Below are 21,457 nucleotides of genomic sequence, written 5' to 3'. Positions count from 1 at the left end.
TCGGCTATAGACGATATCCCGGCAGATGACTTAATCCAAATCGGCACCGTTACTGGCAATAACTTTTTTGTACCAATAAAAGGATTTCTTTCTCTTACGGGCTAAAGAACCCTTGCCCTGATCATCACGGTCAACATAAACAAAACCATAGCGCTTGCTCATTTCACCGGTAGAAGCAGAAACCAGATCAATACAACCCCATGAGGTATAACCCATTACCGGAATGCCATCAGCAATGGCCTCCCCCATAGCTTTGATATGCTCGCGCAAATAACTGATGCGATAATCATCTTCAATCTCGCCTTGCGGGTTAATTTCATCCTTGGCACCTAACCCATTCTCAACCAAAAATAGCGGTTTCTGATAGCGGTCGTACATCATATTCATGGTGATGCGTAAACCTAAAGGATCAATACCCCACCCCCATTCACTGGCCTCAATGTGAGGATTTTTCAGCGATTTTACGATATTCGCCGCACTGCTGTTATGGTCGTTCATATCGGCCGACGCACAGCGGGAGGCATAATAACTAAAGGAGACAAAATCCACTGTATGCTTGAGTATCTCGTCGTCACCCGTTTCAGTAACAATTGAAATCCCTTTATCCCTGAAAAGCCGTTTGGTATAAGCCGGATAAGCACCTCGGGCCTGTACATCAATGAAAAACAGATTTTCACGGTCTTTCTCCAGCGCGGCCCACACATCCTCGGGTTTACACGTGCGCGGATAAAAGTTCCCCCCCGCCAGCATACACCCCACCTGATTATTCGGATTAACCTCATGGGCAATTTTTGTCGCCAAGGCACTGGCAAGCAACTCATGATGAGCCGCCTGATACTTTACTTGCTCCTGATTTTCCTGTTGCTCAAACACCAGCCCGGCACCAGAGAACGGACTATGCAATAGGATATTAATCTCGTTAAACGTGAGCCAGTATTTAACTAATCCATCAAACGCCGTAAAACATGTGCGCGCATAACGGGCGAAGAAATCAACCATCTTCCGGTTACGCCACGAGCCGTATTCTGTGACCAGATGCATGGGAACATCAAAGTGGCACAGCGTCACCAGCGGCTCAATATTGTACTTTTTACACTCGGCAAAAAGGTCACGGTAAAATGCGATGCCCTGCTCATTCGGGGTTAACTCATCACCGTTAGGGAAAATCCGACTCCATGCGATTGAGGTACGAAATACGGTGAACCCCATTTCAGCCATTAACGCGATATCATCTTTATAACGATGATAGAAATCGATCGCTTGATGACTGGGATAAAACTCATCATCTCTTAGGGTAAAACGCTTCTCCTGCCCCAGCTTTACTGCCAAACGGTGTGGTCCATGAGGGATCATATCAACCGTCGTCAGCCCTTTTCCACCTTCAAAGCAAGCACCTTCGGCCTGGTTTGCGGCTAATGCGCCGCCCCATAAGAAACCGTCGGGAAATGTTGATACTGGCATTACATACCTCGTATTTAGTTAATTTTTACTGCGCTTGGCGCCACAGCAGAATGGGCGGTATCGCTTTCGCTATTTTCAACCGGGATATCTTCAAAACCCAGCAACAGCGTGGTAATAAACGAAATCACGATGGCCAGAATCATCACACCAAACACCCATACAATACTCATTGGATTGGCCGGATCGAAGAACTGGACACTGGTAAATAATCCAGGGGACGCCATCGAATGACTTGCCAGCCCACCGATTCCGGCGACTGCACCACAAATAAAACCACTAATAAGACTGGCGATCAGCGGGCGTTTAAGGCGCAATGCCACCCCATAAAGTGCCGGTTCAGAGATACCTGCGACAATCGCTGATGCGGCCGCAGCCAGCGCCGTTTGGCGCAATTCCGGGTTTTTGGTTCGCCATGCGACAGCCAACGATGAGCCACCCAGTGAAAGATTAGCGCCAATCTCTGATGGCATAACCATGCCCTCTTTGCCGGTCTCCGCAATGGTCTGAATAATGGTTGGGGTAAAGACACGGTGCATGCCGGTCATAACCAATAAAGGCCAGAGTGCCCCCATAATCGCTACCGAGAGCCAGCCCAGATAGTCATGAACGGTGTACACTAACGAAGAAATACCGCTACCGATCCAAACTCCCAGAGGGCCAATAAACATGATGGCAATAGGCGCGGAAATCAGCACAATTAACATTGGTTTAAGGAAGTTTTTGGTCACCGCCGGTGTAATGCGATCCACCCATCTTTCAATATAAGACAGCAGCCAGGTCATACATAATGCCGGAATAACGGTATAGGTATACTTCACCGCCGTGACCGAAACGCCCATAAACTCAACTTGTTGACCTTGTGCAGCTTTAGCCATTAAATCAATAAAGGCGGGATGAACCAACACCCCGGCAATGGCGATAGCCAGCGACATATTGGTTTTAAATTTGAGTGCGGCAGAAGCAGCAACCATAACCGGAAGGAAGAAGAACGCTCCGTCACCAATGACATTGAGAATAATCAGTGTCGATGAGCCTTTGCCAAAAACACCGGTCATATCCAGAATCATGGCCAACAGTTTGACCATTGAACCACCGATAATGGCAGGAATCAGAGGTGACATGGTGCCAATCAGCGCATCAAGGATCCCCGCGCCGATGCGTTTCAAGGTTATTTTATTTTTTTGCGGCAGCGTATTTTCAGCTACCAGGCCTTCCGGCAGCAGTTTTAGCACTTCAGCATAGGCATATGAAACGTTGTTACCAATAATGACCTGACACTGGTTTTCATTGCGCACCACACCCAGCACACCGGTGATGGACTTCAACTTCGCCAGATCAACCGCATTATCATCGTTAAGCACAAAGCGTAAACGCGTCATACAGTGGGTCACCGCTGCGATGTTATTCGCCCCACCAATGGCATCGACTATCGATGCAGATACTGCGGCATAATTCTTTGACATGAGTAGCAACTCCCCGTAATGACGCACGCCGAGCTAAGCAAACCATTTGTAATCGAAGAGGGACTATCCTCACCAGCATAAATGGTAATTAGCTATTATATTCATAGTATTATTTAAATATTACCTGCCGATACACCCTTGCTTTTAGTTATTATCAGGCAACTAGGTAACCGGTTCCACACGAGAATCTTAAATTACTGACTGCAATTCAATAGATGAAGCAATTAAATTCTTATTTTGTGATAACGATCAGCATTGATTAGGCGTGTTATTGTGCACGACAATAGCTGTGGGCCTAAAGAACGGAGTATTGCCATTCAGCCGCCAGTCTATAGCGCATGGTCCAGAACCCAATTGGAACAGCATGTCTGCCCGCCCATAGGGTAAGTGAATATTGCTAACAGCCGTGCAGTTTCGAGGGCGAAAGGTATAGAATGACAATAATTTTCAACGGGTAGGAAAGACCTATGTCTACAATGCTAGAAGTGGCAAAAAAAGCAGGTGTCTCGAAAGCCACTGTTTCGCGTGTTCTGTCAGGCAAAGGCTATGTCAGTGAAGTGACTAAAGCGCAGGTATATAAAGCGATTGAAGAGAGCGGATATCGGCCAAACTTGCTGGCAAGAAATCTGGCGACCAATAAATCACAATGTATTGGTTTGGTGGTGACCAATACTCTTTATAATGGTAACTACTTTAATGAGATACTGTCTCAAGCGGCCAAAAAATTAGAGAATAATGGCCGTCAGCTGGTGCTGGTTGACGGGAAACACAGTGCGGAAGAGGAACAAGAAGCAATCCAATTCCTGCTCGACTTACGTTGCGACGCAATAATAATTTATCCCCGATTTTTAACTGTGGATGATATGGATCTTATTATTGATAAATATAAGCAGCCCATTATGGTGGTCAACAGAAAATTAAGAAAAAACCACAGCCACTGTACTTTCTGCGATCATAAAGGGTCCAGTTATAATGCGACAAAATATCTCATTGAGCGGGGCCATCAGGATATTGCATTTATCACCGGCTCACTGGATTCACCGACAGCGATTGAGCGCCTTTCTGGATATAAAGAAGCATTAAATGCATTTTCTCTTCCGCTGCGCGATAACCTTATTATTCAAGGGAAATGGACCCCGCTCAGTGGTGCAACTGCGGTAGAATCGTTATTAACCAGCCAACAACCATTTAGTGCGATTATCGCCAGCAATGATGATATGGCAATTGGTGCCATGAAAAGATTAAATCAGGCAGGGATCAGAGTACCTGAAGCGGTCTCTCTTATTGGCTTCGACAATATCCCCATAGCACCTTTTCTAAGTCCATCGTTATCCAGTATTAAAGACCCGGTCAGCGGTATGATAAATGACGTCATTAATCGGCTAATTTCAATGCTGGACGGAGGATATTTATCAACTGAAAATATATTTCAGTCTGAACTGATTATCAGGGATTCAATCAGTGACGGGCCATATTTAAGCCAATCAACGCTCAACCATCAATAAAGCGCCCAGTTCACTGGGCGTATATTGGGCATAGCAAGGGCCAACTGGTGTTTATAGCCCATCCTCCCGGCGATCACTGGCTATTGGTGGCACCGATGATGCTCTCTCAACCACAATACGGCGGACCTTATAGCCGGTGATACCCAGTATTAGCGTGACTATCGGTGCGGCAATATTAAATACCGCAAATGGCAGATAGCCCATGGTGGATACACCCAATACCGCCGCCATATAAGCACCGCAAGAATTCCAGGGAATCAACGGAGAGGTGACGATACCGGCATCCCCCACCAGGCGTGAGAGATTTTCAGGTGCTAACCCGCGTTTGGCAAATTCACCGTGGAATAACCGTGTTGGCAGCAATAAAGCAATATATTGATCACCCGCGACGATATTAAGCCCAATGGCCGTAGCAACCGCTGAAGCAAAAAGTTGCCCAACGGTTTTAGCCCGCAACAAAATAGGGGTTACCAGTTTATTAAGCAGGCCAAAGTCATCCACCATAATACCGAACGTCACTGCACCGATAATCAACCAGATAGTCAGCAGCATGCTGTCCATTCCCCCACGCGACAACAATGCATCCATCTGTGGAATACCGGAGTTCTCCTGAAAACCATTAGCCATCGCCAGCCAAACGCCCTTCACCGCAGCAATGGGTAACGCGGTATCAGGTTCAGCAATAAAACGCGCAATGGCCTGCGGCTGAATAAATGCTGCCATCACACCAGCCAATAACGCCGCGCTAATAATGGCCAACGGTGCCGGGACTTTACCGACAGATAATCCAAGCAAGAATACCAGTGGCAGTAAATTCCAAGGCGTAATGTTGAATAACTCATCAAATCGGGCTAATTCGGCGTGCGTAATTGTGGCATCAAAGCTGGCTTGTTGATTGATACCCAATATGATGAATGCCACCAAAGCAACCAATGCGGCAGGAATTGTGGTCCAAAGTTGTGCCTGTATATGGCGATACAATTCAACACCATTCAACTGTGCGGCCAACACAGTACTTTCGGATAATGGCGAGATTTTGTCACCCACATAGGCACCAGAAATCACGGCACCTGCGGTTATCTCTGGTGAGACACCAATCATATTGGATAACCCAACCAAGCCTACCCCAATGGTTCCCGCCGTTGTCCAGGAGCTGCCAATACTTAGAGAAACCCCGACACAAACAAGAAAGGTAATGGGGAAAAACCAATTTGGTGTAATCAGAATAATGCCGTAATAAACTAAAGTCGGTATCGTCCCCGACATGTTCCAGGTCCCAATTAATGCACCAACAGCAAGTAAGATAAATATCGCGCCAACCACTGTTGATATTCCCTTACGCGTGGATTGGGCAATATCCTCCCATACATGACCATTCTTCATAATGATTACAGCGGTAATCATGGTGCAAAGAATAAGCGCGACCTGTAATGGTCCATTGACGGCATTGAGGCCAAACAGAGCGACAGATGCGCCGACGAGTAACACCAACGACAACATCGGGATAATGGCATCTAAATAGGAAGGAGGCTTGATAGTGCGCGTTTTTTTGGGAACATTGGCCATATATACCCCACAAACAATTAAATACGACTAGTGAGTCAGATCAATCTTTTAATGATGCTTGCACGCTACGGCTCGTTTTTTTTAAGTATAGTCATTGGAAAGATATCTGATTAATTAGTTTAGCATTTAACGCCAGAAGTCAGTGCGGAGTAGCACCCAAAGAAAAGGAGCACAAGGCTCCTTTAGGTCAAACAACGACGGTATTGGTATCGCTCTGACTATTTGGCGCGAACACCTTCGACTGACAAAATCAGTTCGACTTCCTGTGATGCCGGGCCTAAATCAGTGGTGATATTAAAGTCTTTCAGCTTGATAGTGCCATTGGCTTCAAAACCAGCACGATAACCGCCCCAAGGATCACTACCTTGGCCAGTCAACTTGCTTTCCAATGTCACCGGTTTAGTGACACCATTTAATGTCAGGTTACCCACGACCGAATAACCTTCTGCATTTTTCTTAACGTCGGTCGACTCAAACGTTGCCTGTGGGAATTTACCGACATTCAGGAAATCTTTACTACGCAGATGTTTGTCACGCTCTGCATGGTTGGTATCAACACTATTGGTATTGATCACCACATTAACTTTATCAGCGGCCGGATTTTTCTCATCAAAAGTGAAAGAACCGTCAAAATCATTAAAACTGCCGTATAACCAGCTATATCCTAAATGTTTAATCCTGAATTCGATAAAGGCATGCTGCCCTTCTTTATCGATTTTATATTCGGCGGCTACGGCACTGCCTGCGGTAAACATCAGTGCACCTACAGCCAGGCCCAACAGGGTCTTATTAAACATATTTAATTCTCCATAATACAGTTGGTTAATCGGTGCTACGTCCCAGCATCCGCTTAAGGGTTACATCACCATCAATAAAGTGGTGCTTAATCGCGGCCAGTCCATGCAAGAGTGAAAGCACGACGACTGCCCAAGCCAAATAGAGATGTACAGTTCCGGCAGTATCTGCCTGGTCAGGTAGATTGGTCAGTGTTGCAGGGACATTGAACCAACCAAATACATTGATTGGTTGCCCATCTGCTGTTGAGATCAAATAACCGCTGAACATGATACAAAATAGGACAATATATAAAATCAAATGCGCCAATATCGCGCTTACCCGAGTTAAGCGGCTATAACTCGATAAGGGTTTAGGTGGCGGCGAAATAAAGCGCCAAATCACCCGAAATAACATCACCGCAAACAATATGCATCCGATGCTTTTATGTATTTCAGGTGCCTGGTGATACCAGCCATCGTAGTAGCCCAGAGTTACCATCCATAAACCCAGGGCAAACAATGCATACACCGTAAATGCCACTAACCAGTGGATAGCAATAGTCATGCGCCCGAACTGCTCCCTGGTATTTTTCCAAAGCATAATGATTCCCTTTTGCTCAATTTACAGAGCAATAGTCAAACATTTCGAAACATAAAATCAACACTTATTTTATATAAGATATATTTTTCCAACCGCCGTCAGTTATTTTGCGGGAGTCGATAATTACTCGGTCAGTTTAATTGTTGGACTTTACTTAACCTGACATAAGCACAGTAAGCAAGCAGGTAAATACAGCAGAAATAAAAGCTATGAATTCATTAAATTAAGCATTTCCAGCGGGAAATAGCAGGAGTTAAAAGCAGAAATAATGCCATTACAAATATTTATAATGGCATTATTTGGAGGGGTATCTATTGACCATTCTTATCTAACAGTAAGATAGAAGGCCATCAGGTTATACCGTAAAACCGAGATAGAGATAGATTGCCAACACAATACTTGCAGTTGCAATGGCATAGGGCATTTGTGTTCGAATATGCTCAATATGGTCACAATCCGTCGCCATAGACGCCACAATGGCATCACCAGAGATAGGCGATGTCATGTCACCAAAAATAGAACCTGCAATGGCCGCACCAATCATATATTCCACGGGCATCCCCAAAGAGACCCCAAGCTGAACACCGATGGGGATCATAATGGCAAACGTGCCCCATGACGTCCCCGTCGCTAGCGACATAATTGCACTGATAATAAAAATAAAGCCAATTGAGAATCCAGGAGAAATAACACCGGAGGTGATAGTAGCAATATATTGCCCGGTATTGAGATCAGCAGAGACATTCCCCATCAAAAATGCCAATACCATAATTGAGCTGATTTTCACCATACTGGCGTAACCGATATACAACTCTTTAAAGAAGGATTCTATATTCAGGATCCGCCGCCCACAGAACCAAACAAAAGAAACCGTTGTCCCAAACATCACAGCGCTATATACCGACATAGAGCCGCTACCTTTAGTGAAATCGCCATCGCCAGTGACATAAAGTGCAACCGGCACAGCAATAACAGTCGACAGAATAGGGATAAGGAAGTTTAGCAATGAATTACACGCCGGATGATCAATGACTTCATCTTTTTCTTTCTCAACGTGCAGATCCTGTTTGCTGATGTAATTCGCTTCAGCCTTCTTCATCGGCCCCCAGGATGCCCCAGAGAAAATATAGAACAGTACGGACGCCAACGAGAACCATGCCATCAGATTCCACACCATCGATCTGGCCAGAATCTCAAAAGGCTGTCCATCGATGTACCCTTTGGCGATCTGGACACCGATGACCCCCATCATTGCCGCACCCCAACCATTTATCATTGCTGAAGAACAGACTGATACACAGGAGGTTTGGACAATATAAGACATTTTCTCTGGTGATAGACCGTATCTTTTTGCCAGATCTTTGGTCGATGCACCGGCAATAAGTTGGTTGATCGAACTTTCAATGAAAATAATTGACGTAATCACCATCGCCAACAACTGCACTGCTTTTTTATTAGTAACAAACTGAGTTTTTTCTGTTAAGGCGCGAACTAAACTTCGAACGCCCCCGGTCACGACAATTAAGCGCATGATCCCGCCAATCATCACCATAAAAATAACGGTACGAGTATTACCTGGAGAAGAGAATGTATCAATAATTCCATTTAAAGTGCCACTGATCCCCTGAAGTAGATTGTGATCGTTAATAACCGTAAATCCAACAACTATCCCCATTAATAACGACAATATTACCTGCCGAGTAAAAATCGCCAAACAAATAGTTACTAGTGGAGTTATAATTGTCCACACGCCATAATCATGCATATGACTACCCTATTAATTATTGTATAAAGGAAAGGGCTTGCTCTGCGTCTGCTATTAAATCATTAATATCTTCGATACCGATTGAAAGCCGTAGTGTTGTATCGTATATGCCTATATTTTCCCTCTCGTTTTGAGACATAGAACCATGCGACATTGAAGCAGAATGGTTAACCATACTTTCAACGCCCCCCAGTGATTCGGCTAAAACAAAATAATTTAGCTTGGCAATAAAGGTTTTCACCGCTGTTATATCGCCTTTTAATCGGATACTGACTACCGCCCCGCCAGAACGCATCTGTTTTTTACACAATTGATATTGAGGATGTGATTCCAGACTAGGGTAATGGACATCTAGTACCTTAGAATGTTGTGCTAAAAACTGCGCGATTTTTAAAGCATTACTGCATTGACGTTCCATACGAACATCAAGTGTTTTCATGCCGCGCAATGCCAAATAGGCATCAAACGGCGAAGCAATAGCCCCAACGGTGGTTTTACAAAAATCCAGTTGGTCGGCAATATTCTGCACATTGGTAATAACTGCACCGCCAATTAAATCTGAATGCCCACCAATATATTTACTGGTAGAGAGCATAACGATATCAGCACCTAAAGTGAGCGGCCGTTGGTTCCAGGCACTGGCAAAGGTATTATCCACGCAGCTCATTATGCCCCTGCTTTTGGCAACCTGGCATACCGCTTCAATATCAACTAATTCCAACAGTGGGTTAGTGGGCGTTTCAATCCAGATTAAAGCTGTATTCTCCTGAATATGGCTATTTACTGACGCCAGATCGTTAAGATCGACATAACTGAATGTGGTACCTGAAGTGTGTTTACGCAGACGTTCAAACAACCGATAAGTACCGCCATAGACCCCTTTCATTACTAATACATGGGAATCTTTAGGTAGCAACTCCAATATAAGTGCAGTTGCTGCCATACCGGAAGCGGTCGCCGTAGCATAGATACCACCTTCTAACTCAGCCAAGGCGGTTTCATACGCATATCTTGTCGGGTTACTGCAACGGGAATAACAAAACTCCCCTTCTTCGCCTAAATTGGGTTGAATGAAAGAACTGGCAGTGGTAATTGGTGGAAAAATAGCATTATTGCCCCGGTCAACTTGATCTCCGGCATGGATAACCAGAGTCGCGATCGATTTTGACTTATTCATTATTTGTCCCTTTAAATTTTTACGATAACCCGCCGATCATTATTAATAATGACGTTAGGCCACGCAGTTAAACCGTAATATTTATTTACGTGTCATTATACTGATAATTTCTTTATCTGTTTGCCTCATCGGCGATAACACTAATTTACATAAATTGTTGATAGAACCTTCAACATTACAAGAAACAATGCCATCACGCTCCCCTGCAACGCTATTTTGTTGCGCCATCAACACCGACTTAAATGCGCAGGCGGTGGCAGTAGACACTTTCATCGCACAACTATTTGATGCACCATCACAAATAATCCCACTGATATCACTGATCATATTACTGACCGCGTAGGAGATAGTCTGAAAATCCTGGGTCAATAACCAACTCATACCTGCCGCTGCGCCCATTGCTGCCGTTGAAGCCGCACACAATGCAGACAATCGGGTATAACGCATATGAATTGAAATTGCAGCCAAATGAGCCAATGCTAATGCCCTGGCCAGGGTTTCATCATCGGTCTTTAGATGTCTGGCAAGTGTCACTACCGGCATTGTCACGGTAATCCCTTGATTACCTGAGCCATAATTTGACATCGCGGGTAAGGGTGCGCCTCCCATACGGGCATCTGACGCCGCAGTGGTGTTGATCAACATTTGGCTCAGTAAGTCAGTGCTGATAAAGCCGTTTTTCCTGGCCTGCGACAACGCCCCACTCACGTTCAAACCATAGCTCTTCCTTTGCCCCTCATCAGAAAGCGCAGTATTAATCTCAGCACTTTTCAGCATAAACATAATATCTTTAGCGCCAACATCGGTCACAAATTTAAATGCGTCGTTAAGTGAAAATTCGGGTAGTGCGCCCTTTTCATTGTCGGTGATTAAGTCTCGGGCTAATATTTGTTTTATATTATTAATATATACTTGCGTGACATTGGTATGGCCACCTTGAATCACAACCCGGCAGTGATCATCAAGGCTATATAACGTAATATCAATAAAAATAAAGTCCGCAGCATCTACTGCGTTTAAACACACTTTACCTGATTCATTGAACATATAAGCTTGGGTAATTTGTGCCGCAGTAATGTCTTTCAATACTTCTAAATCGGCATCCGCGTTACCGCCAATAGCCCCTATCGCCGCAGCAAGAGTCACTCCGCAATAGGTTGTTCCTGGGATAGTGACCCCCATCGCATTTTTATACAGATTCTCCGATATCTCCCCCGTTATTTTTAATATCGGTGCGTTGAGATATTTGGCAGCCACCGCAGCAGCATACGCAATAGCAATAGGTTCAGTACAACCTAATGAAAGTTTTACTTCTTTTCTCAACCAATCGAGCAACTGTTGATGCGTAATTTTTTGCATTTGAAATAATTAATCAGTGATTTTATTTATTTTTATCTTATGGTTTTAACGGGAGAAATACTTTTCATATTTTCCTGTTGTTTTTAATAGCTGGAGAATATTATTCTCTTTAATGAAAAATTAAAACACAGATCAATTTAATTAAAAATTGATACAATACAACAAGTTAAATAATTTATTTACCATAAGCACTACACCCAATGAGATACTAGTCACAAAACAATAAAGAGAATATTTTCCCCCTTGGGCGAGATTCTTTCTCTGAACCCGTAAACTGCCGATTAAAAAAGGCGAGTTAGCTACTGCCAACTCGCCTGAAATAAAATCTAAGCTATCGCGATATACTCGCTGCAGCCTGTCCTGGTTTGATAACCCGTGCTACTGAGGAGACTGCTGCATGGTCCAGTTGAGCACTTGGGTGGCTAACTGGTCACTGGCCAGGCCAAAGGCCTGAATCACCTCATTCATCTCGCTACCTGTTATCGGTTGGCGAATTTCAAACTGGCGGGTCGCAATAATCCTACGGTCCGAAATTCTTACCAGCCGGGCATCAAAGCGGATCAGCACTTCGCTGCTACCAACATGATATACCCCTTGGAACGCAGACAAATCACCACTCAACTCCACATCAGCCTGTAGGCTGTCATCATCGCTACTGACTGCGCGGATTCGTCCATCACTACGGAACGCCTGAATAAGACGATTGCGCACCAGAATCGGCGCTGAATCACTCCAACGAGAGTTTTTATAAACTGCAATCTCCTGGCCCTGAGGCTGCACCGCTATGCGTGAGCTATTAAGAAACTGGTTCGTCGCCGGTTGTGAAACCCGTAATGACCAGTTTACTGTCTGCACGCGCGGCGCACTCACTGCTGGTGGCACCGGCAGAAGATAAACTTGTGATACGGGGGCCGAGGGTAAAATGGTACAGGCAGAGAGCAGTATCGCCCCGCCGGATATCATCAATAGCCACACACGGCGGCCTGCATAGCGCATTAGATTAAGAGAGAGCATTAAGGCGTAAACTCCTGTGTTCTTTCACGGCCGCGCAACAAGGCCGCTGGGTTTTCTTCCAAACGAGAAACGGCGGCACGTAATGTCGCTAATGTTCTGCGCAGCTCATCCACAGCCGGCCCCAGCTCATTCATCCCTTGCATCCCGTTATTGAGTGAGGTTTTATTTTCACTCACCAATTTATTGAGGATGGTACTGGTATTTTGCAACGATGCCATGGTCTTGGCGGCATCACTGACCAGTTGTTTCCCCTGCCCATCCATTAAGCCGTTAGCATTACGCAGCAGGCGATTAGTTTGGGCCAGTGTCTCATTAGCCTGTTTACTGGCCTGCGCCAACTGCTGCAACAGGGTACGAAGATCACCACGTTGATCAGCCACGGTTTGAGTGACCAGCGCGAGATTATCCAGTGTCGTTATCAGGCGCTGCTGGTTATCCGGTGCCAGCAACTGGTTCAAGCGCACCAACACTTCATTAGCATTGGTCATGAAATTCTCACCGTTAGCCAGTAGCTGACTCATCGGCGAAGGGGTGGCAATAATGATAGGAACATCGCCATCTTTGCCTTCCAACAGCGGGCTGTCTTGGCTGCCACTGCTGAATTGAATATTTGAAGTGCCGGTAATACCCGCAACTGTCAGCCGGGCTTGAGTATCCTCGCGTATCGGAGTAGATGCAGAGACGCGGATACGTGCCCAAACCTTATTAGGATTCTCTCGGTCCAACCGCAATTGTGTCACCTCACCGACTCGAATCCCGCTGTACTGAACGGTGCTGCCCTGTGACAGGCCACTCACCGGTTCATTGAAAACGATATCGTACAATCTGAACTGGCGGTCAGAACCGGAATTTGTCAGCCATAGGCAAAACAGCAGCGCGGCACTCACCACAATAAGAGTGAACAATCCAATAACAACATGATGAGCACGGGTTTCCATATTACCACCTCTCTCCACTGTTAATTGCCGCTGCCTGATAAGCAGCCCGGCCTCGTGGGCCATGAAAATACGCCTGAATCCAGGCATCATCAGTCGCCGCAACTTTATCCAGAGTATCAACCACCAGCACTTTTTTCTGCGAAAGCACCGCCACACGATCACACAACGTATACAGCGTATCCAGATCGTGAGTTACCAAAAATACCGTCAGATTGAGGGCATCCCGCAGGGTGCGGATCAAACTGTCGAACGCCGCCGCACCGATGGGATCAAGGCCCGCTGTCGGTTCATCAAGAAACAGAATATCTGGGTCCAGCGCCAAGGCACGGGCTAACGCAACACGTTTGACCATACCACCCGACAGTGATGCCGGATACTTGCTGCCAGTGCCCGGCGGTAACCCGGCCAGTGCCAGTTTAACCTGAGCCAGACGCTCAGCCTCAGCCCGGGGTAACCCGGCGTTTTCTATTAATGGCAACGCCACGTTCTCGGTCACGGTTAGAGAGCTGAACAGTGCGCCTCGTTGAAATAATACGCCAAATCGGCGCTCTACCATGGAGCGGGATTGACCTGACAGAGTCATTAAATCTTCACCAAAAACATGAATTTGCCCGTCAGTCGGACGACGTAGCCCAACAATACTGCGTAACAGAACCGATTTACCGGTACCCGAGCCGCCAACCACGCCCAAAACCTCGCCGCGCTTAACATCAAGATTTAACCCTTGATGCACGCACTGTGCGCCAAAGCAGTTAACCAGAGAGCGAATTTGAATAATTGCATCTTGCGTCATTTGGCTCACCACCCCATTTCCATGAAAAATAGTGCTGCCACGGCATCAAGCAAAATCACCACAAAGATCGAATGCACCACACTGGTGGTGGTATGGACCCCGACAGATTCAGCGCTACCCGTCACTTTGAACCCCTCCAGACAGCCAATAATGGCAATCAGGAAAGCAAAAATAGGGGCTTTACTTATACCCACCAGAAAATGCTGCAACCCATTACTGTTTTGCATAATCGACAAAAACATGGTTGGAGAGATATCCAGTGTTAAGGCGCACACCACCATGCCACCAAAAATACCACAAACCATACCAATAAAGGTCAGCATCGGCAGAGAAATCAATAGTGCCAAGACGCGCGGTAGCACCAGCAATTCGACCGGATTCAAGCCCAGCGTCTGGATAGCATCAATCTCTTCATTGGCTTTCATCAAGCCAATTTCAGCGGTAAAAGCACTGGCTGTCCGCCCTGCCATCAGGATCGCGGTAAGCAGTACCGCAAATTCACGCAGAAAAGAAAATACCACCAAATCGACGGTAAAAATGCCCGCGCCGAAGGTAGTGAGTACGGTGGCACCGAGAAAAGCGATAACTGCCCCCACCAAAAAGGTGAGCAACATAATGATCGGTACAGCATTGAGGCCAATCTGTTGAATATTGGCAATTAATGAGGTAATGCGCCAGCGTGAGGGGCGAAAGAGTGTCCCCAGCAAGGTTTCCAGCGTCAGACCAATAAAGCCCAATAGTGACTTAATATCTTGCCATAAGTTATCGACCGAACGGCCGGTGTTAACCAGCATATCCAGCCAAAATCGTGCGGGTTTTTCTGACGGCTCAGGGGCTAAGTCAGGCAATACATGGCTTACCGTTTCAAGTAAGGTTCGCCGTTCTTCTGGCAATTTAGGCGCAAGTTCGCGTAAATTTGCCACACGATCCTCACCCAGAAGCAGAGCTAGCAACGTTGCACCGGCGGTATCTAACGCCCCGAGTTGGTTGAGGTCAAATACCACGCCACTGGGCATATTAACGCGCAACTGCGCCACTTGGGGTTCCAAAAAGCGGTAATGCGCCAGTACCCAATCCCCCCTGATATACACTATGGGAGGCTGAGCCGCGCTATCGAGATCAAGTTGTACGGAGGACGTTTGCTCAGTCATTGCTCAGACCTTACCTATTTCAAACCCTAATGTTTCAAACCCTAAATAGGTATATCACACAGTTAAGTAAGAGTAATGACTGTTTAATTAATGAAGTGTTAACCACCCGCTAATCAGTGAGGTGTGGCACTCTGTTTGCCCAATTGCCGTATTTTCTTCCCCGGCAGGGTAAACCACACCACCACCGCCAGCAGAATTAACAGTGCGCTGGCAGTACCTAATACCAAACTATGCGAGGCAGAAAAGGCAAGTTTGGCGCTGGTCAGTAGATGCTCGTTCCCACCAAGGCTATTGACCACCTGAATAGTTTCACTGATAGAAGCACTGGCCTGCTCAACCAGATCAGCGGGTAAATCTGCTGGTAATTCAATAGACGCGGTATAGGCCCGCGATAACATCAAACCAAATATTGCCACCCCAAATCCCGCCCCCAGCTCATAAGCCATACCCTCAACCGCCCCTGCCGCACCGGCTTTTTCCGGGGGAGCCGCACTCATAATCGCCGCAGTAGAAGCTAATAACGAGGCTTCAATACTGAACCCCAGCACTATCATCCATCCCCATGCCAGATAAACTTGCGTGGCAAAATCGGTCCAGGCCAGGCCGAGAAAACTCAATGAGCTAAATGCAATACCCGCGCTTGCAACGGTACGTAACCCCAATTTAGCCACCAGCCAACCGGATATCGGCCCGCTAACACCACTGGCAATCATCAATGGCATTAGAAAAATACCCGCTTCGAGTGGGCTTTTACCTAACACAAACTGCAATTCCTGTGTCAGCAGCAGTTCAAAACCAACCAGCGTTATCATTGCCGTCATGGCCATTGCCATACCAACAGCGATCACCCGCTGGCTTATCAGGCGAAAATCAATCATTGGAGCTGTCGTTGATAACTGGTGACGAACAAAAGCAAACAGCATCGCGCCCCCGATAAACGCGGTTAGGAAAGTTACCCTCATATCTCCCCCGCCGCGCAGCCCGGTTTTGGCCGCATAGACCAGCAATAGGATCGCAGTAATCAATACCAGTGCCGGAGCCAATTTCCATGACTGTTCCACCCGCACTGGCAGGCTCGGTATAACCAGCAACGTGGCAATAACCACTGCAATAATAATAGGGATATTGATCAGGAAGACTGAACCCCAGTAGAAATATTCCATCAATAATCCACCAACCAGTGGCCCCATCGCGGCACCCGTCGTTCCGATGGCAACCCATATCCCCAGCGCCAATGCCCTTTCTCGTTCATCGGTAAAGATATGGCGCACCGCCGACAAGGTTGCCGGCAGGATCATCGCCGCACCTATCGCCAAAAAAGCGCGTGCCGCAATGAGCGCGGCAACCGATGGTGCAAGAGCCGCCGCCAGTGAGGCAAGCCCGAACAGTACCGACCCCAACAACGCCAAGCGTTTGAAACCGATGCGATCCCCCAGCGCCCCCATTGGCAGCAGCAAACAGGCCATAACCAGTGAGTAAATATCAATAATCCACAGCAATTCACTGCCCGTGGCTGACAGCGCAATACCCAGTCGTGGGGCGGCCACATGTAATACAGTTGCATCAATAGAAACTGGGAGATACATCAGAATAATAACGTAGAAAATCATCCACTTTTTAGACATACAAAACGCTCAAATAAGGCATAGATTAATGTTGAACACCTGTTCAATATGTCAATAATAGCGGAAAGTTGAACTAGCGTCCAATTCATCACATAATGGCTGAAACACTAATAAGTCAGATAAGGAGTCTCTTTGGCCTATTTGAACCGTGAGGAACGCCACGACACCCTTTTGCAGGCTGCGATGCGTGTCGCGATAAGTGAAGGGATGGCGGCAACCACTGTACGTCGTGTTGCCAGCGAGGCGGGCGTGGCTGTTGGGCAAGTTCATCACCATTTCACATCAGTCTCACGACTACGAGCAGATGCTTTTCTACTCTTAGTTAAACAGTCGTTATCTGCTTTCGCGCTAAACAGTCAAAACTTACCTGCCGTTGAACGGATACAGCAAGTGTTGGGCTATCCACAAGATGAAGCCGGCCGAAGAGAAACCCGGTTGTGGAATGAAATTTCAATGCTAGCCGAACGCGATGAACTTATTAAGGAAGCCTATGCGGCGTCGATGTCAGACTGGCATGCGGCTACCGTGGCGGTGATCCATACCGGCATTACCAACGATGAATTTCGCTCAGACATAAATGCCAGTGATGTTGCCTGGCGGCTGATCGGGTTGGTGTGCGGTCTGGATGGTCTAACCCAGTTTACCGAGTTAGGTTTTTCAGAAGCAGAAATCTTGCGCCATCTGGCTGCAATGATGAGAAGCGAGTTATTGAAAAACCATTAATAGATTCTCACCTTGGCCGGTACTTAACTCGGAGAGTTTTCCCTGATAGGACAGGCTATAATGATTATCTGATTCCTCAAATCCCCAACGTCATTGGCGTGGCAGCACAGCAACCAATCCCGATGAGCTGACAGAGGTTAGCAATTCAGGTGATAAACATGCCGGGAGCAGCTAACGTCAAGGAGGAAAGGGCATTTTATAAAGTACATAATATGACTAAACAGACTCCTGTCGCCGATAGTATTTATTACAATGGCACAATTTATACGGCAGATGCTGATAACACGGTTTGCAGTGCCATCGCCATCGGCCAAGGTTATATTCTGGCCACGGGCGGTGATGAGATCAAACAGCAATTCGCTAGCGCGCAAACTCAACTTATCGATCTGGCAGGTAAGTTTATGATGCCCGGCCTGATTGACAGCCATATGCACCCGTTTTGGGGGGGGAAACAACTGATTGGTTGTAACCTCAATTATGCTGCGCTAAGTGTTGAGCAGACACTGGATATTATCCAGAAACACCTCGATAGCGATCCTTTTAACGGTGAAAATGACTGGCTGACCGTGCGCGCCTGGCAGCGTCAGGCGATGACACCCGTCGGCGCTGATATGAGCCGAAAGGCCTTGGATTCGCTCAATACCAGCCGTCCAATCGCATTGTTTTCCAATGATTGCCACACGCTGGCGGCCAATAGCCGCGCGCTGGAATTGCTGGGTATCGATGAACACACTCCAGTACCGCCAGATGGCAAAATTGCCCGCGATACCCACGGTAAATTGACCGGTATTTTGGAAGATGCGCCCGCCATGCGCGCCTTTGACAGTATCCCCTCCGCCACAGCGGAAAAGAATGTGCAAATTGCGGGCCATGTGCAGCAAGTACTTAATGCGCAGGGTGTCACTACCGTGATGGATACTCGTGTTTTTGCCGAACAGTTGTTGGCTTTCCACCGTTTGCATGAACGTGATGCCTTAACCTTACGGGTTCTGGGCGCTAAAGAAGTGACGCCAGATAGCCTGCAAGGCCCACAGGACGCCGCTCGCGTGGTACAAGAGGTGGTAGAGTTCGCCCGCCAATGGGGAAGCCACGCATGGACACCCGCACCGGGTTTCGCCGTCGATCACCTGAAATTGTTTATCGACGGGGTATTGCAACCCCCAACCATGACCGCTGCATTACTGGAGCCGTATCGTGCCAACCAGGGTTCAGCACAACAACCTGACTGGCAAGATACCGAGCGCTATGGCGACCTCTATTTTAGCGCGCCAGTAGTCAATGCTGTGATTCTGGAGTGCGCCCGCGCAGGTCTTCATCCACACACTCATACCGTGGGTGATGGGGCCATCGAGATGGTGCTGGATGCAGTGGAACAGATGCGCGCCGCCTTGCCGGGCAAAGATATCCGCCCAGGATTAGCACATAACGAGCTGGTTGCCCCCCATCAATATGATCGTTTTGCCAAACTGGGAGCAACAGCAGTGCTTTCCTTCCAGTGGGCTGGCTTGCCGGGGGTGCTAATTGATGAAGAGCGTGAGATGTTGGGCGAGGCCCGTTTCCAGCATATGGAGCCCGCAGCACGCTTCCTTGATGCTGGCGCACGTATTGCGTATGGCAGTGACTGGCCCATTGACCGGCTAGATGAATGGTACAACCTGCAAGTGGGTATGACCCGTCGTGCATGGGATCTCGACGGTCATCCGGCTGGCCCACGGCTGGATAATGATCGTGACCTGACGCTGATTGAAACATTACGTTCTGCCACCATTGATGCCGCTTATATGATTGCCAAAGAGCAATATATCGGTTCACTGGAAGCAGGAAAGTTCGCCGATATTATCATTCTGAAAAATAACCTGTTTGAGCAGTCGCCAAACGCTATTTACCAGACACTGGTGGAATCTACGCTGATCGGCGGTAATGTGGTTTATCAAGCCTAGTGAATGCCCCGCATCATTGATGCACGTCGGTGATGCGGGGGACAAATCTGTCAGGAGCAGAGTTGAGCACGACAACATAGGCTAAGAAGGAAGTCATTGGCGTTACAGCGACCCTTATGTCAAAATCCGCTCCTTTATGTTCTATAGCTGCATAAAAATGCAGCGTAACGGTGCTTTTTCTCACCAGGAGATGATACGGTAATGCCACAAAATATTCAGTTGCGCAGAGTGCTTAAAACCCCCGCGCTGGTCGCTTTCGGGCTTGCCTACATGGTGCCTTTAGGCGTATTCACTACCTATGGACAGGTGACCGTATTAAGTCAGGGGCATTTGCCCGTTGCCTATCTGGTGACTGTTGCCACCATTCTGTTTACCGCCCTCAGTTATTGCCGGATGACCAGCGCCATGCCGCTGTCTGGCTCCGCCTATTCCTATGTTCAGCGTAGTTTTGGCGGGAAAACCGGTTTTTTGGTGGGTTGGGCGCAAATTTTGGATTATCTGTTCCTGCCAATCCTTAATTATTTAGTTTTAGGCATTTTCTTGCATGAGGCATTTCCGGCTATCCCTGCTCCGGTATTTATTATTGCGTCTATCATCAGTGTCAGTCTGCTTAATATTCTGGGCGTGCGTTTACTCACCTCAGTTAATTTCTCGCTGATCGCAGCACAGATGGTCTTTATCATATTATTTATTGCGCTCTCTTTCAGTCAGGCCGATTTAAGCCCGGAAGCGTTAATGAAGCCACTTCTGGTGAATGCCGGTGACCTATCCGGGTTACTCTCTGGTGCGGCAGTGCTCTGTTTGGCCTTCCTCGGTTTTGATGCCATCGCGACCATGGCCGAAGAGGCGCACGACGCCAAACGCACTCTGCCACGGGCCATTCTCTTTACGGTGATCAGCGCCGGTGCTATTTTTATCGCCGTTTCCTATGCTGCCCAATTGGCCTATCCCGACTGGAAATCGTTGATTCCACATCAGGATACCGCCAGCCTGATTATCTCCGAGCATGTCGGTGGGAAGTGGATGTATAACTTCTTTATGGCCACTTATTTGACCGGCGTTTATGCCTCCGCAATGACCGCGCAGACCAGTGTGTCGCGTATTTTCTATGCCATGGGGCGTGAAGGTGTACTGCCACGCAAAGTGTTCTTCCATCTGCATCGCAAATTCCACACACCGTGGCGGGCCATTTTGTTCGTTGCCACCATCTCGCTGCTGGCCCTATTCCTTGACCTGAACTTAGTGGTATCGATGATAAGCTTTGGTGCCCTCGGCGCCTTCACCTTTGTTAATTTAAGTGTGATAAAGCATTTTATTATCAATGAGAAACGTCGCGGTACTGCGGCCATGTTTAAGTACGGGTTATTACCCATGATGGGATTCGTCATGTCGGTGTGGCTGTGGGTTCACCTTGAGCAACGGGCGCTTGAAGTCGGCTTATTGTGGTTGCTGGCAGGCTTTATCTACTTGCTGTGGCTGACTCGCGGCTGGCGTAAATCGCCGCCATCCGTTAATCCAGATGATATTTCACACCTGTTGTAAGCAGCACCAACCACTAATAGAAAAGGGCCACATCGTAACATGTGGCCCTTTTACTGCT

General features: G+C 47.3%; 17 protein-coding genes. 4 read left to right on the top strand and 13 right to left on the bottom strand.

The window, feature by feature from the left end; translation table 11 throughout:
• Window positions 1-30: 30 nt before the first annotated feature.
• Window positions 31-1,461, bottom strand: coding sequence for a 6-phospho-beta-glucosidase (locus V1956_RS09065; protein ID WP_420075424.1), 1,431 nt, complete (start codon window positions 1,459-1,461; stop codon window positions 31-33).
• 14 nt (window positions 1,462-1,475) lie between these two features.
• Window positions 1,476-2,924 carry a PTS cellobiose/arbutin/salicin transporter subunit IIBC gene (ascF, locus tag V1956_RS09060; protein ID WP_442825037.1) on the bottom strand — a complete coding sequence of 483 codons (1,449 nt, stop codon included), beginning with the start codon at window positions 2,922-2,924 and terminating at the stop codon, window positions 1,476-1,478.
• A 467-nt stretch (window positions 2,925-3,391) separates the two neighbouring features.
• On the opposite strand from ascF, the gene V1956_RS09055 reads away from it, so the two are divergent.
• Window positions 3,392-4,429 carry a LacI family DNA-binding transcriptional regulator gene (locus tag V1956_RS09055; protein WP_420075413.1) on the top strand — a complete coding sequence of 346 codons (1,038 nt, stop codon included), beginning with the start codon at window positions 3,392-3,394 and terminating at the stop codon, window positions 4,427-4,429.
• A 51-nt stretch (window positions 4,430-4,480) separates the two neighbouring features.
• Here V1956_RS09055 and V1956_RS09050 read toward each other — a convergent pair whose 3' ends face one another.
• From V1956_RS09050 to V1956_RS09000, 11 genes are all read right to left on the bottom strand, one after another.
• A complete protein-coding gene (locus tag V1956_RS09050) occupies window positions 4,481-5,995 on the bottom strand; it encodes a Na+/H+ antiporter NhaC family protein (protein ID WP_083158189.1) in 1,515 nt (504 codons plus the stop codon).
• A 218-nt stretch (window positions 5,996-6,213) separates the two neighbouring features.
• Window positions 6,214-6,792, bottom strand: a complete 579-nt coding sequence (locus V1956_RS09045) for a YceI family protein (protein ID WP_083158188.1) — start codon at window positions 6,790-6,792, stop codon at window positions 6,214-6,216.
• Window positions 6,793-6,817: 25 nt separating this feature from the next.
• Window positions 6,818-7,372 (bottom strand): cytochrome b, encoded by a 555-nt coding sequence (locus V1956_RS09040; RefSeq protein ID WP_372559535.1) that lies wholly within the window; start codon window positions 7,370-7,372, stop codon window positions 6,818-6,820.
• A gap of 355 nt (window positions 7,373-7,727) precedes the next feature.
• Window positions 7,728-9,137 (bottom strand): Na+/H+ antiporter NhaC family protein, encoded by a 1,410-nt coding sequence (locus tag V1956_RS09035; protein WP_372559536.1) that lies wholly within the window; start codon window positions 9,135-9,137, stop codon window positions 7,728-7,730.
• A gap of 16 nt (window positions 9,138-9,153) precedes the next feature.
• Complete coding sequence (locus tag V1956_RS09030) at window positions 9,154-10,314, bottom strand: trans-sulfuration enzyme family protein (protein ID WP_420075419.1); 1,161 nt, start codon at window positions 10,312-10,314, stop codon at window positions 9,154-9,156.
• 81 nt (window positions 10,315-10,395) lie between these two features.
• Entirely contained in the window at window positions 10,396-11,673 is a 1,278-nt protein-coding gene (locus V1956_RS09025; RefSeq protein ID WP_420072398.1) for an L-cysteine desulfidase family protein, read from the bottom strand.
• A gap of 378 nt (window positions 11,674-12,051) precedes the next feature.
• Window positions 12,052-12,669 carry an ABC-type transport auxiliary lipoprotein family protein gene (locus V1956_RS09020; RefSeq protein ID WP_442825795.1) on the bottom strand — a complete coding sequence of 206 codons (618 nt, stop codon included), beginning with the start codon at window positions 12,667-12,669 and terminating at the stop codon, window positions 12,052-12,054.
• A gap of 17 nt (window positions 12,670-12,686) precedes the next feature.
• Entirely contained in the window at window positions 12,687-13,625 is a 939-nt protein-coding gene (locus tag V1956_RS09015; protein WP_372559540.1) for an MlaD family protein, read from the bottom strand.
• 1 nt (window position 13,626) lies between these two features.
• Window positions 13,627-14,418 carry an ABC transporter ATP-binding protein gene (locus V1956_RS09010; protein ID WP_193784620.1) on the bottom strand — a complete coding sequence of 264 codons (792 nt, stop codon included), beginning with the start codon at window positions 14,416-14,418 and terminating at the stop codon, window positions 13,627-13,629.
• Window positions 14,419-14,423: 5 nt separating this feature from the next.
• Window positions 14,424-15,569 carry an MlaE family ABC transporter permease gene (locus tag V1956_RS09005; protein ID WP_442825036.1) on the bottom strand — a complete coding sequence of 382 codons (1,146 nt, stop codon included), beginning with the start codon at window positions 15,567-15,569 and terminating at the stop codon, window positions 14,424-14,426.
• A gap of 113 nt (window positions 15,570-15,682) precedes the next feature.
• The gene (locus V1956_RS09000) at window positions 15,683-17,194 is read right to left on the bottom strand and encodes a SmvA family efflux MFS transporter (RefSeq protein WP_372559542.1); all 1,512 of its coding nucleotides are present in this window, start codon (window positions 17,192-17,194) and stop codon (window positions 15,683-15,685) included.
• A gap of 132 nt (window positions 17,195-17,326) precedes the next feature.
• On the opposite strand from V1956_RS09000, the gene V1956_RS08995 reads away from it, so the two are divergent.
• The 3 genes from V1956_RS08995 to V1956_RS08985 all read left to right on the top strand — a co-directional run bounded on the left by V1956_RS08995 (window position 17,327) and on the right by V1956_RS08985 (window position 21,399).
• A complete protein-coding gene (locus V1956_RS08995) occupies window positions 17,327-17,917 on the top strand; it encodes a TetR family transcriptional regulator (protein WP_372559543.1) in 591 nt (196 codons plus the stop codon).
• Between the two features lie 212 nt (window positions 17,918-18,129).
• Entirely contained in the window at window positions 18,130-19,857 is a 1,728-nt protein-coding gene (locus V1956_RS08990; RefSeq protein ID WP_420074682.1) for an amidohydrolase, read from the top strand.
• A 201-nt stretch (window positions 19,858-20,058) separates the two neighbouring features.
• Window positions 20,059-21,399, top strand: coding sequence for an APC family permease (locus V1956_RS08985; RefSeq protein WP_442825035.1), 1,341 nt, complete (start codon window positions 20,059-20,061; stop codon window positions 21,397-21,399).
• Window positions 21,400-21,457: the final 58 nt, after the last annotated feature.

The sequence above is a fragment of the Yersinia sp. 2540 StPb PI genome (assembly GCF_052217165.1).
GTDB classification, from domain to species: domain Bacteria; phylum Pseudomonadota; class Gammaproteobacteria; order Enterobacterales; family Enterobacteriaceae; genus Yersinia; species Yersinia enterocolitica_E.
The sequence above is the reverse complement of the archived record's forward strand: the minus strand, read 5'-3'. Positions and strand labels throughout refer to the sequence as shown.